This window comes from Dyella sp. EPa41, from assembly GCF_016586165.1.
Taxonomy (GTDB): Bacteria; Pseudomonadota; Gammaproteobacteria; order Xanthomonadales; family Rhodanobacteraceae; genus Dyella.
Genome location: NZ_BCPR01000005.1, coordinates 32,806 through 46,108 on the forward strand (window position 1 = coordinate 32,806; position 13,303 = coordinate 46,108).

Below are 13,303 nucleotides of genomic sequence, written 5' to 3' on the forward strand. Positions count from 1 at the left end.
CCCCTCAGGCCGTGACCGGTGCGGTGGTCTTTTCCACGTTGACCAAAAACGCCTTGAACTCGGGCGTCTGCGTGTTCGCATCGCCCACCGGCGGCGTCAACGTATTGGCGCCATAGCCCTTTCTTGCCTGACCCGTGAAACCCCAGTGCAGCGGCACGCCGATCACATGCGTGGGTTTGCCGTCGACGGTGAGCGGCTTGATGCGCTTGGTCACGTACGCCTTGCACACGATTTCGCCGCGCTTGGACGACACCTTCACCCAGCCGCCCTGCGCAATGCCCTTTTCCTTCGCCAGCACCTCGCCGATCTCCACGAACTCCTCCGGCTGCAGGATCGCGTTGATCAGCGCGTGCTTGGTCCAGAAATGGAAATGCTCGGTGAGGCGATAGGTGGTGGCCACGTACGGGAAGCTCTTCGCGTCACCGAACTTCTGGCGATCGTCGGCGAACACGCGCGCCACCGGGTTCGACTTCACCTTCGGGTGCAGCACGTTGTCCACCGGCGATTCCAGCGGCTCGTAGTGCTCGGGGAACGGCCCGTCCGCCATCTGGTCGCGCGCGAACAGGCGACCCATGCCTTCGGCGTTCATGATGAAGGGACCGACGCCGTCGGACGGCTTCACCGTGGGGCCGTAGTCGGGCGTATCGATGCCCACCCAGCGCGTGCCGTTCCACGAGATCACCGGCTTGGCCGGGTTCCACGGCTTGCCTTCCGGATCGGCACTGGCGCGGTTGTAGAGGATGCGCCGGTTGGCCGGCCACGCCCACGCCCAGTTCGGCGCGATGCCCTGCTCGCGCGGATCGGTGGCGTCGCGCCGCGCCATCTGGTTGCCCTTCTCGGTGAAGCAGCCCGAGAAGATCCAGCAGCCCGACATGGTGGTGCCGTCATCGCGCAGCTGCGCGAAGCCATCCAGCAAGGTGCCGGCCTTGGTCACCACGCCCGTGGTCGCGTCCGTGAGGTCGGCGAGCGCGCGGCCATTCATTTCCTTGGCCAGCTCTTCCGGATCGGGATCGACCGGGTTGGTGTACTTCCACGTGAGGTTGAGCAGCGGATCGGGGAACGCGCCGCCCTCCTTGCGATACAGCTCGCGCAGGCGGTGGTAGATGCCGGTCATGATCCAGATGTCCGACTTGGCCTCGCCCGGGCCATCCGCCGCCTTCCAGTGCCATTGCAGCCAGCGCGCGGAATTCACCAGTGAGCCATTCTCTTCCGCGAAACAGGTGGTCGGCAGCTGGAACACCTCGGTCTGGATCTCGGCCGACTTCGCCGGATTCTGCGGACCGAAGTCCTGCCAGAAGCGCGACGTTTCCGTGTCGAGTGGATCCATCGTCACGAGGAACTTGAGCTTGCTGAGGCCACTGCGCGTGCGGCCACGATCGGGGAAGGCCTGCAGCGGGTTGAAGCCCTGGCAGATGTAGCCCGTCATCTGCCCGTTGTTCATCATCTCGAACGCCTTGATGATGTCGTACAGCGGGATATCGAGCTTCGGCAGCCAGTCGTACGCCCAGCTGTTGTCCTGCGTGGCGGCGTCGCCGAACATCGCCTTCTGGAAGCTCACGAAGAACTTGCGGTAGTTCTGCCAGTAGCTGGTCTGCCCCGCACGCAGCGGCTGGAACAGCCTCGTTTTCATGTAATCGTCGAAGCTGGCGTTCTTGTCGCTGGGCAGGGTCATGTAACCCGGCATCTGGTTGGACAGCAGGCCCACGTCGGTAAGGCCCTGGATGTTCGAGTGGCCACGCAACGCATTCATGCCGCCGCCCGCCACGCCGATATTGCCCAGCAGCAGCTGCACCATCGCCATGTTGCGGATGTTCTGCGAACCCACCGAATGCTGCGTCCAGCCAAGCGCGAACAGGCTGGTCATCGCCTTGTCCGGCGCGGCCGTGCTGGCGATCAGCTCGCACACGTGCAGGAACTTGTCCTGCGGCGTGCCGCAGATGCGCGAGACCATCTCCGGCGTGTAGCGTGACACGTGCTGCTTGAGCAGGTTGATCACGCAGCGCGGGTCCTGCCAGGTGTCGTCGGACTTGGCGAAACCCTTGTCGTCCAGCTCGTAGTCCCAGCTCGACTTGTCGTAGGCGTGGGTTTCCTCGTTGTAGCCGCTGAACAGGCCTTCCTGGAAACCGAAACCATCTTTCACGATCAGGCTGGCATTGGTGTACGCGCGCACGTACTCATGCTGGATGGCGTCCTTCTCCAGCAGGTAGTGGATCACGCCATTCAAGAACGCGATGTCGGTGCCCGGGCGGATCGGCGCGTAGTAGTCGGCCACCGAGGCCGTGCGCGTAAAGCGCGGGTCGACCACGACGAGCTTGGCGCCGTTCTCGATCTTCGCCTCGATCACCCACTTGAAGCCGCACGGATGCGCCTCGGCGGCATTGCCACCCATCACGACGACGACATTGGCGTTCTTGATGTCCTGCCAGGTGTTGGTCATCGCACCGCGACCGAATGATGGGGCCAGACTGGCCACCGTCGGTCCGTGTCAGACGCGCGCCTGGTTGTCGAACACCACCATGCCGAGGGAACGCACCACCTTCCAGGTGAGGTAGGCGGTTTCACTGGAAGACGCCGACGCGGCCAGCATGCCCACGCTGGTCCAGCGGTTCACCGTGGTGCCGGCGACGTTCTTGGCGATGAAGTTCTTGTCGCGATCATCCTTCATCAATCGCGCGATGCGATCGAGCGCGAAATCCCAGGAGACTTCCTTGAAGTCGGTCCCTCCCGGGGGCCGGTAACGCGGCGCCTTCAGGCGCGTGGGCGCGTGCACCACGTCGAGCAGCGCCGCGCCCTTGGGACACAACGTGCCGCGATTCACCGGATGGTCCGGATCGCCCTCGATATGGATGATGTTGGAGCGCGCGTTCTTGGCGCGATCGCCCATGCTGTAGATCAGCAGGCCGCAGGCGACGGAACAGTACGTGCAGGTGTTGCGCGTTTCCGTCGCATGGGTGAGCTTGAACGGTCGCACGGCGGCGGCTTGCGCCTCCCCCGCGGCCCCGAAACCAAGCATGCCAAGGCTTGATGCCGCCAAGCCCAGGCCCGTGAACTTGATGAACTCGCGGCGAGTGAGTGCCATCGCTTGCGCTCCCGGAACATCTGGCTAGACATACCGCCCGCTGGGGCGGAGGACATTGCTCGACCATCTCCGTGACAACACCGGGCTTGGCCCGTTGCTTGCTCAAAAATGTAACACAGCGGCCCCGGGGCATCGGTGACAGTTTTGTGATGGGAGCCGCCCCCCGGCCGGCTTTATGACAGGGGGCGGTGCAACGTCGGCAGGCCACCATGTCAATCCGCAATCGCTGAAATATGCCGGCGCCCCCTGTTTCGACCGCGCGGCCGGGCCTAGCCTGCCGGTGTGCGCTTACCCCCGAGGACTCCCCATGTCGCTACGCCTTCGTTGTTTTGCATCCGGGTTATTCGCCCTGGCCCTGGTCGTGTCGACCGCCCATGCGGGCGCGGCGAAGGAAACGCATGCGCCGACCGGCCCGGCGACCATGACCGATGTCGCCGTGCCCACCTGGCTGGTCGGCACCTGGACGCTCGTGCGTTGCGACAACGTCTATCCGGATGGCCATCGGGTCGAGCTGTATGGGCCGCATCCGCAGGGTTTGTGGATGATCGATGCCAAGGGGCACTACCTGATGCATATCGCGCGCGTGCGGCGCACGCCGTTCGCCGCCGGCGACAAGTCGAAGGGCACGCCCGAGGAATACCGCGCGGCCTCACTCGACAGCAACTCCCATTTCGGCAGCATCCATGTCGAGGACAACCGCATCGTGACGCACATCGACCAGGCGTCGTTTCCCAACTGGAACGGTCGCGACGGCAAGAGCAGCTTCACGCGTGACGGCAACCAGCTCACCTACGTCGTGGCCAAGCCGAGCAGCGGCTCGGGTGACGGCGCCCATGGCGAAGTGGTGTGGCAGCGCGTCGACTGAACGACACCCGCGAGGCATGGCCGTGGAACGGCGCGGCACGCCTCAGGCGCTGGACAGGCTCTTGAACGCCGTCGCCAGTGTCTGCAGCGCCTGGCGTGAACGCGCGTCGTTCAAGGCCGAATACAGCACCACGTCCTGGGTCGGCAGGCCGGGCAGGGACAGCGCCGGGCCCACGTCCACCGTGCCGGCCGGCGCCGTGCGGCTGGCCATCAAGGCGATGGCGAGCCCGGCGGCGGCGGCGGCGCCGACCACGGCCGCGCCCTTGCCCACGAACACTTCGGTCCAGGCGAGGCCCGCCTGATCCAGCGCCTGCACGGCGGCGGCGCGGATGCTGCACGACTCGCCCTGCGTCGCCAGCGGCAAGGGCTGCCCCGGCACGGGCTCCCAGCCGGCGACGGCGATCCATGCGAAGCGTTCGGTGAACAGCGTTTCGCCATCGTGCCGCCGATGCGGCGGCTGCACCACCATGGCGGCGTCCAGCGTGCCTTCCTCATAGGCCTGCATGACCTCGCGCGAACCGGCCACGCGCATCTCGATCACCAGGTTCGGGTCGTGCTCGCTCATGCGGCGAAGCAGGGACGGCAACTCGCTGCCGACGATCAGGTGGCTGACACCAATGACCAGGCGGCGCTGTTCGACGAAGAAGGAGGACACGGCGCGTTCGTGGGCGCCGATAAGCGTGCGCGCGGCATCGAGGAAGACAGCGCCATCGGCGGACAGGCGTACCTGTCGCGGCGTGCGTTCCAGCAGGCGTCGGCCAAGATGTTCCTCCAGGCGGCGCAGCTTCAGGCTGATGGCGGACTGGGTGGTACCCATCGCCTGCGCTGCGCGCGTGAAACTCTGCAGATCGGCAACAAACACAAATGCGTTGACGGCGTCGAGATCCAGGGCCTTCATCCGTAAATCCTGCCTTGCGGCGGTCGTTGCAGCGTCGAAACGGTATGGTCCGAACACGCAGCGTACACGCAGGGCCCCGGGAGAGGACAGGGAATGTCCCTGTCCCTTTTATCCGTTGTAGTCGGCCGAAGCGGCAGCGTGCTGGGTGGCGGCGGCGCTTGCCACGGAGGCCGGCGTGGTGGTGATCATGGCGCCGACGGTGAGCACGCACAGTGCGAAGCAGGCGACGTACAGGCTATTCAGAATCAGGTTCTCGAATTTCATGACTGCTCTCCAGGTGGTTGGTTTTCTTGCTCTCGATGTACATGGAGCAATCGCCGTGCCAACCTCGCAGACGCCTGGAAAACCGCGCCACCAAGCCATTTCCACGAAAGCATGCTCGCCACGCGCACTGTCCGCGGACGATGTCCGGACAGTCGCGCAGGTGTCCACGGACGCTCGCGCGGAAAGGCCCCGCTCTCGCGAGGCCTCCCGACGTGACACGCGTGTTTCAGTGACTGGGCGTGGCGACGAAGCCGTGCTGGTGGTGGTTCGCGTCCGTGTAATAGCCGGCCACCACGCCGAAATTGTTGATGGCGGTGACCAGCGTGCTCACCGCGCCGGGCATGTCCAGCGTCTGGAAGTGGCCGTTGGTTTCCACGAAGGAGTGGTCGGGGCCGTGGGCGCTCCAGTAGTAGCCGGCCTTCTGGCCCACGTCGTTGATCGCGAACACCACGGTGTTGTCGGCGCCGGGCACGTCGATGGTGGTGATCTTGCCGTTCGCGTCGCGATAGAAGCCATGCGGCGCGGGCGCCTTCGGGTTGGTGTCCCAGTAGCCCACCGATTCGTTGAGGTCGTTGATGCCCAGCGGATAGGTTTCGGCCGCGCCTGCCACGTCAAACGGCGTATCCCAGTTCCTGCCGCGGCGAATGATGCCGTGGAAGGCGCCGTCGGCGTCCCAGTACACGCCGAGGATGGTGCCGAATTCGTTGAAGCCGTCCACGTTCGAACCGACGTGGCCGGGGAAATCCACGTTCTGGAAATGATGGCCGCGCATCACGAAGCCATGCTGCGTGCCGGATGCATCGGCGTACGCGCCGTAGGTCCAGCCCACGTCGTTGGGGCCGCCGGCCGCGCTGAAGTACGTGCCCAGCACCGCGGGGTCGAGCGGCTCGAACTGCCCACGGCGATACACCATGGCATGCGGCGCACCGCCGTTCACCGCGAACTGGCCACCCAGTTCGCCGAAATCGTTGATGCCCCAGAAGATCGTCGACGACGCACCGGGCACGTCGAGCGTCTGGTAGGTGTAAGTGGTGACGGATTCCGCCGTGCCGGCCTCAGCCATGGCAACACCGGTCAGGCCTGCGAAAGCCAGCGCGAAGAAACCCGCGGCCCTTGTGAGCCGGCCATGCGTAGCGCGATGATTCGACATGATCTCTAGTCCTCTATGGATGCGAAGGGCGATGGCATTCCCCGGGTCTGCGGCCGTTTCCAACTGCGCCATCTCCCCTTACAGCGCAAAAGGGATGCGGCTACCGACACGCGCCGCGCGAAGCCGCCGCGCATGACCGCGGAGCCCGAGATCACCGAGGTGCTTTCACGCGCCGCCAACGGTGACGTCGCCGCCTTCGACGTGCTGATACCCAAGGTCTACGCCACGCTGCGCCGCCTCGCGCGCCACCAGCGCGCCCACGAGGCCGCGCACACGCTGGAGACCACGGCGCTGGTGCACGAGGCCTACCTCAAGCTGGTGAGCAACGACGGGCTCGCCTTTACCGACCGCGCGCACCTGTATGCGTACATGAGCCAGGTGATGCGCCACCTGCTGATCGACCATGCGCGGCGAAAAAAGGCGCAGAAGCGCCAGGCGCCAGACATCACGGCGCCCGAGGATGTCTCGGACATCCTCGACGTGCTCGCCATCGACGAAGCGCTGAAGCGACTGGCCGACACCGACGCACGCCTCGCGCGCGTGGCCGAGCTGCGCTTGTTCGCCGACCTGTCCAGCCCGGAAATCGGCGAGGCGCTGGGCATCAATGCGCGCACCGTCGAGCGGGACTGGCTGAAGGCCCGCACCTTTCTCTCCGCCTGCCTGATGCCGGGCGCCTGAGCCGTGTCGGTCGCGGCCACGTCCCTGCGCTTTACAGGTAGGCCAGCCACGAACACGCGCCCGTCATGATTTTTGCCTTCTCCCAGCGATGGCACGAGATCGAACCGCTGATCGACCAGCTGTTCGACGTGCCCGCGCACGAGCGGGCCGACTGGCTGCGCGCGCACTGCACCGATCCCACGCTGCGCGTGCTGGTGGAACAGGCGCTGGACCATGCGCCCGGCGTGGCGGCGCTGGAACGCGGCATCGGCCAATGGCTGCCCACGCTGGACGACAGCCTTCCGGCCATCCCGGGTTATCGCGTGCTGCGCTTTGTCGGCGCGGGCGGCATGGCCAGCGTGTTCGAGGCCGAGCGCGAACTGCCGGGCGGCCCACAGAAGGTCGCACTCAAGCTGTTGCGCATCGACGTGCACGACGCCGACGAGCGCCGACGCTTCCTGCGCGAGCAACACATCCTGGCGCGGCTGCAGCACCCGCATGTCGCGCAACTGCTCGACGCGGGCTTCTCGCCGACCGGCACGCCTTTTCTTGCGCTGGAATTCGTCGCCGGCGATGACCTCGTATCGCATGCCACGTCGCGTGGCCTTGCGACGCGCGAACGCCTCGCGCTGTTCATCGACGTCTGCTCGGCGGTGGAACACGCGCACCGCAGCCTCATCGTCCATCGCGACATCAAGCCCAGCAACGTGCTGGTCGGCGCCGACGGCGGCGTGAAGCTGGTGGATTTCGGCATCGCCAAACTGCTCACCGGCGACGGCGACCGCACGCGCACCGAGGCGCGCCGGCTCACCCGCTCCTATGCGGCGCCCGAACAGCTGACCGGCGACGTGGCGACCACCGCCATCGACGTCTACGCGCTCGGCGTGCTGCTGGCCGAACTGCTGGGCGGGCAACACCCCCACCGCGCCGACGCCCGCGCGAAGGATTTCGTCTTTGACGACGACGCGCTGCGTCACGCGCTCGGCATCGATCTCCATGCCATCGTACACCAGGCAACGCAGCCCGACCCTTCGCGCCGCTACGCGAGCGTCGAAGCGCTCAGCGCGGATATCCAGCGCTATCTCGACGGCATGCCGTTGCAGGCCCGCGCGGATACGCTCGCCTATCGCGCGCTCACCTTCACCCGTCGCCATGCGATCGGCGTTTCCGCCGGCGCCGTGATCGCCGTGCTGCTCGCCACCACCACCATCGTCGGCCTGCACGAGGCGCGTCGCGCCGGGCATGCGGCACGGGAGGTGCGCGCGCACGCCGTGGCCGCCGAGAGCGAAGCGCAGCGCGCCGACGCATTGAAGACCTTCATGGAAGGCCTGTTCGACAGCTCCGCGCACGGCACCGAAGCCAACGAAACCGCCGAGGAACTGCTGGCCCGCGGCCGCGAACGCGCCGAACGCGATTTCGCCACGCAGCCCGCGCTGCGCGCCGAGATCCTCGCGCTGGTGGGCGACCTGGATCGCCGCAGCGGCCACCCGGAGCGCGCCTGGCAACCGCTGGAAGAAGCCGCCACGCTGGCTAGGTCGCAGTTCGGCGCCACCGACCGCCGTACGCTGCACATCGAATACCTGCTCGCCAAGGAAGCCGACGAACTCGGCCGCGTGCGCGAAGCCACCGCGCGACTGCAAGGCGCCATCGACGCCTTCGAACAAGGGCCCAACCGCGACTCCCCCGAAGAGGTGCAGGCACTCGCCTGGCTGGCCGGCCTGGACGAACGCGCCGGCGAATCGCGTAAAGCCATCGACCTCGGCGAGAAAGACCTGGCCCTCGCGCGTCGCATCCTGCCGCAGGACAGCGAAGCGCTCACCGAGGCCGTGTTGAACCTGGGCTGGATCTACCAGGACGCCGGCCGCTCCGACCGCGCCGAACCGCTGCTGCGCGAAGCGCTGCGCCGCAAGCGCACGCATCTGGGCGCGCGCCACGCCGAGGTGGCGGACAGCATCACCATCCTCGTCTCGGCGCTCACCAAGCTCGGCCAATACGGCGAGAGCGAACAGCTCATGCGCGATGCGCTGGACATCGACGCCCACGCCTACACCCACCCCAATGCCCACACCGCCTGGCACCTCAACGACCTGGGCGGCGTGTACACGCTGGAGGGCAAGTTCCTCCAGGCCGAAGCGTTCTACACGAAATCGATGGCGGTGGATGAAGCGCTCAAGCCCGCGTCGCGACTCAACGAGGCGATCAGCATCGGCAACATCGCCAAGCTCCGCTTCCGCCAGGGCGCCTATGCCGACGCCGAGGCCGGCATGCGCGATGCGATCGACCGCAAGCAGCGCCTGCTCGGCGCCGACTACGCCGACAACGGCCGCAGCTACGACCGCGCCGTGCTGGCCGAAGTGCTGGTCGCCCGCGGCAACCTCGGCGAGGCGCGATCGCTGGTGGAAAGCGCACTGGCCGAAGCACGGCGCCGGCATCGCGACGCGCATCCCGACACCGCCTTCGCACTCACCGTCAACGCCGAACTCGCCGCCGCCAGCGGCGACGCGCAGCACGCCGCCGTGTTCGCCGCGCAAGCCGTCGCCATGTATGCCGCCCTCGCGGATGAGAGCTCGGAAAAATCCATTCGCGCGCGCCTGCTCTATGGCGACCTCTTGCAAGGACTAGGACGCAACGACGAAGCCGCGCGGCATCTCGACACCGCCCTGGCCGCCGCCAGCACCACCGTGCCAACCTCCACCGCGTTGCTTGCACGCCTTCAGGCCGATGTCGCGCGCGTGGATGCCACGCTCGGTGACCATGCCACCAGCGAGCGACTGCGCGCCGAAGCAAGCACCTTGCTGGCCGACATCCCTGACGGGCCTAACATCGATCGCGACATGGCCAAGCACCTGCTCGCCGCGGCTTCGGCCCAGGGCCACGACGCGCCACCCACCGGGCCCACGCCTGGGCGGCGTTGCCAGGCCCATCATCAAGGAAACGGGGAAGACGGTGGTTTCCGTCGCTGCACGATGTGCCGCGGAATACCGTCACGCGGTCAACGCGCCACCGAGCAACGATGACGTCGCAGTACAGGCGCCCCGCTCTTCACGCGCCCATGAACCCGGTGAGGCGATGTTGCATGGGTTGCATGCGCTACGGCTCATCTCAACCGTCTGAACAAGAATCGTTCTTCAAACAACGCTCGGATATCCTTGGCCTGCGTTGACACCGTGCTTCGGCAGCAAGGCAACAGCCCGACGCCGCGTGCTCTGATCCATCGTCACGAAAAGGAAGGGCCCCATGCAGCATCGCCATCGCGAACGCCATGTCACCGAGCGCATGGGGTGGCTACGCGCCGCCGTGCTCGGCGCCAATGACGGCATCGTGTCCACCGCCAGCCTGGTCATGGGCGTGGCCGCGGCGCATGCCACGCCATCGGCCATCCTGGTCGCCGGCACCGCGGGCCTGGTGGCCGGCGCCATGTCGATGGCCGCGGGCGAGTACGTGTCAGTGCACTCGCAGGCGGACAGCGAGAACGCCGACCTGCACCGCGAAGAGAAAGAGCTGAAGACCGATGTGGAAGGCGAGCACAAGGAGCTGGCCGCGATCTACGTCGGGCGCGGCCTCGACCCGCAGCTGGCGCGCCAGGTCGCCGAGCAGTTGATGGCGCATGACGCGCTCGATGCCCACATGCGCGACGAGCTGGGCATTACGGAAACGCTCAAGGCGCGTCCGCTTCAGGCGGCCGCAGCCTCGGCGATGAGCTTCGCCGTGGGCGCCGCACTGCCCCTGCTAGTGGTGGTGCTTGCCCCCGCCAAGGGGCTGCTGCTGTCGGTGTTCGCGACGTCGCTGGTTTTCCTGGCGGTACTTGGCGGCGTTGCCGCGCGCACGGGTGGCGCCAACGTTCGCGTCGGCTCCCTGCGCATCACCTTCTGGGGCGCGCTGGCCATGGCCATCACCACCGCCGTGGGCATGCTGTTCGGCGGTGCCGCGTGAGCCGGCTTCCACCAGGTTCCGGTGCGCCGATGGCGACGATTCCATAAGGCAACGCATGTTCTGCCCTAGGGTCGACGCCAGGGCGGAAGCCCACGTCGAGGTCGACGCGGCCCATCCATCAGGAACACGGCAAGGCCGCGACATCTATCGCGGCCGGCTCATACGGTACTGGGAGGGAGGGAGGAGGACGCCATCCGATGTTACGAGCTGGATGACGTCCTCCCCTTCAACGCCATGGCCCATGGATCCTGCGCATCGAGGGGAACGGACAGGGTGAGAACGCGATGGGCGCGAAGGCAACGACAAGCCTAATGACCCGCCAAACGGACAATCAATAAGACAATTCTGAAAAATCGTCCCTTTGGAAAATTGGATCAGCCTCAAGAGCCCTGCCACTTCTCCAGGCAACCCCGCACACAGCGACGTTCGCTTCGCTCATGTCGGCATCAGCGTGCGCTTACATCATCGAACAACGACACAGCCGGCCGTCAGGCGCGGACCACACACGTCCCGCCACGCCCAACGCGTCGCGCGTTGCGGCATCGCCATGGATGGCGCTGTGCAGTGATGGCCACCTACGCGCTGTCCATCCGCGGAAGAACCCGCCCGGGCCCACGGAACATGGCGTTCATCGCGCCAGCGGCGACAAGTGCGAATTAGGGTGATGACCGGGCGGTGTTCCGATACAGCCTGAACGACGCGCTGGTATTGGTCGCCTTGCTGCTTTTGCCCCATTGGGCGATCTCGAAAGAGCCGAAATCGGGGGCGATCTCCATCGGTCAAGGCCATACTCCCGCTGCTTGCGCAGCTACCGGTGTGTTGCATGACCGATGGAGGCCGCCGTCGAAGCGGACCATGGGGTTGAGTGAGGCGAGGTGATCTCGCCGGGAGGCGCCGCGTAAAACCTGTAGTCAAAAACTCGCCATCCGAAGGACGAAACAAGCGCTCCAATAACCAATGAAGTCAGTCGACCGCAGCGGTCGCAAGCTTGTCGAGCACGCTGTCGATCGCCCCCGCGACCTGGTTGAGTGCAGCAACACCGAAAGGCGCCATTATCGGCAAGAACTTGTCATAAGAGACATGCACCGCCCCCTCCGCGTCCTCGAACACCAGCAATTTGGTTGGAAGATAAAGACCTACCTGCGGGCCACCGGCCCCTAGCAGCTTCTGGGCGGTCAGCGGATTGCCAACGATGAAGCATGCCGCTTTCATGGGTGTTCCCGACAGGGAGAGCACCCTCCCCCAGTTGAGATAGCCCACCTCGATGAGGTTGCTTCTTCCGGCAAAATCCGCGCACTCGCCGGCATACGCCTCCCAACTCTGGCTAGAGGCAAGCCGGTCCATCAGCTTTTCCGTACTGGCTTTCCCAAGCTCGGCGGTGAGGTCCTTGACCGTTTCACTGAAGTCTTTGCCGGAAAGTAGATCGACGTGCTCGGTAGTGATGGTGGTGATGGTTGGCCGCATATCGATACTCCTTTGCCTACCAATCTTGCCGACGCAGCAGGCCCTATTGCCGTTGGCCGAATGAAATCGGATAGGCCGTGTTTCGCATGATCAGCATGGGGTCCGCCGCCTCCACGCCCGGATGCGGTTGCCCCGGCAAGAACAACAACTGGCGCTGGGCCGTCTCCGGGTCGGCAGGGGGACGAGATAGCGTGAACGTGCCGAGCTTCACGAGCTTTCGGCTGTCCGGCCAGGGAATGGACGGGTCCTCGACCTTGTCACCCTTGCCGGCGATCTGCACGTACCAATCGAATACAACAGGCTCTTTGGCAACGCGCTGGGCGAGCTCGTCCTGCAGGTAGCTTCCACTCTGCGCCTTGCGCTCGGCGGGCGTGAGGTAGTGCTCCTTCGCGCGGGGCACCATCCTGTAGCGCACGTAGACCGACTCGCCGCGCGCGTTGGTGAACTTCAGCGCGTTGATACCAAAGTAGGTTGCCTGGGCGTATGAGGCGGGATACGTGCGGCTGTCGAGGAAGGCCTTCACCCCCGGACGCGAACCCACGAATGTTTCGACGGGCGTCGGATGTGGCACGCCAGGCCCGCTCGCACCGACCGCGCGGAGAAACGCCGCGAATTCGTCAAATGTGGCCGTGATGAACCCGTTGTGCTGATTGCACTCGATGTCGAAATCATCGCCGTCGGGTGCCTTGATCTTTACCGCAAAGCCTGCCGGCGAGGCGCCGTCTGCATTGTCGGGTAGATCCGGCACACCGGCAAAGAGCGAGAAGCGTGCGATCACAGGCAGGGAATCGCCAGCAAAAATGGGTTCCTTGGTGACGGTTCGCGCTTCGGGTGCCGGGTTGAATGTTCCCTCCAGCATGACGCCTTTGGTGTGCACGGCACGGGCGTGATGATCGCCAAATGCCGTATGCAGGGCATTCACCATGCTTAAAGGCGTCTCCTTGGCGGGCGGGCCTGGGGGAGTCGTATCTTGCGCGCTGGCCATTCCCGCGAA

10 protein-coding genes are annotated in these 13,303 nt (G+C 65.8%); 4 read left to right on the plus strand and 6 right to left on the minus strand.

The window, feature by feature from the left end; genetic code table 11:
* Positions 1-4: 4 nt before the first annotated feature.
* Complete coding sequence (fdnG, locus tag JMF82_RS03005; RefSeq protein ID WP_201313056.1) at positions 5-3,079, minus strand: formate dehydrogenase-N subunit alpha; 3,075 nt, start codon at positions 3,077-3,079, stop codon at positions 5-7.
* A 307-nt stretch (positions 3,080-3,386) separates the two neighbouring features.
* Between fdnG and JMF82_RS03010 the strand changes: the two genes are divergently transcribed.
* Positions 3,387-3,944: a lipocalin-like domain-containing protein gene (locus tag JMF82_RS03010; protein ID WP_201313057.1), complete on the plus strand. Its 558-nt coding sequence runs from the start codon at positions 3,387-3,389 to the stop codon at positions 3,942-3,944.
* Positions 3,945-3,986: 42 nt separating this feature from the next.
* On the opposite strand, the gene JMF82_RS03015 is transcribed toward JMF82_RS03010, so the two are convergent.
* From JMF82_RS03015 to JMF82_RS03025, 3 genes are all read right to left on the minus strand, one after another.
* Entirely contained in the window at positions 3,987-4,841 is an 855-nt protein-coding gene (locus tag JMF82_RS03015; protein ID WP_201313058.1) for a LysR family transcriptional regulator, read from the minus strand.
* A gap of 108 nt (positions 4,842-4,949) precedes the next feature.
* On the minus strand, positions 4,950-5,105 hold the full coding sequence (locus JMF82_RS03020; RefSeq protein WP_201313059.1) for a hypothetical protein: 156 nt from the start codon (positions 5,103-5,105) through the stop codon (positions 4,950-4,952).
* Between the two features lie 226 nt (positions 5,106-5,331).
* Positions 5,332-6,168, minus strand: coding sequence for a hypothetical protein (locus JMF82_RS03025; RefSeq protein WP_201313060.1), 837 nt, complete (start codon positions 6,166-6,168; stop codon positions 5,332-5,334).
* Positions 6,169-6,387: 219 nt separating this feature from the next.
* Between JMF82_RS03025 and JMF82_RS03030 the strand changes: the two genes are divergently transcribed.
* The 3 genes from JMF82_RS03030 (at position 6,388) to JMF82_RS03040 (ending at position 10,845) form a co-directional block, all read left to right on the plus strand.
* Complete coding sequence (locus tag JMF82_RS03030) at positions 6,388-6,933, plus strand: ECF-type sigma factor (protein ID WP_201313061.1); 546 nt, start codon at positions 6,388-6,390, stop codon at positions 6,931-6,933.
* A 65-nt stretch (positions 6,934-6,998) separates the two neighbouring features.
* Positions 6,999-9,929, plus strand: coding sequence for a serine/threonine-protein kinase (locus tag JMF82_RS03035; protein WP_201313062.1), 2,931 nt, complete (start codon positions 6,999-7,001; stop codon positions 9,927-9,929).
* 220 nt (positions 9,930-10,149) lie between these two features.
* A complete protein-coding gene (locus tag JMF82_RS03040) occupies positions 10,150-10,845 on the plus strand; it encodes a VIT family protein (RefSeq protein WP_201313063.1) in 696 nt (231 codons plus the stop codon).
* A 963-nt stretch (positions 10,846-11,808) separates the two neighbouring features.
* Here the strand turns inward: JMF82_RS03040 and JMF82_RS03045 are convergent.
* Positions 11,809-12,309: a DUF302 domain-containing protein gene (locus JMF82_RS03045; protein ID WP_201313064.1), complete on the minus strand. Its 501-nt coding sequence runs from the start codon at positions 12,307-12,309 to the stop codon at positions 11,809-11,811.
* A 43-nt stretch (positions 12,310-12,352) separates the two neighbouring features.
* On the minus strand, positions 12,353-13,234 hold the full coding sequence (locus JMF82_RS03050; RefSeq protein WP_201313065.1) for a catalase family peroxidase: 882 nt from the start codon (positions 13,232-13,234) through the stop codon (positions 12,353-12,355).
* Between the last annotated feature and the right edge of the window lie 69 nt (positions 13,235-13,303).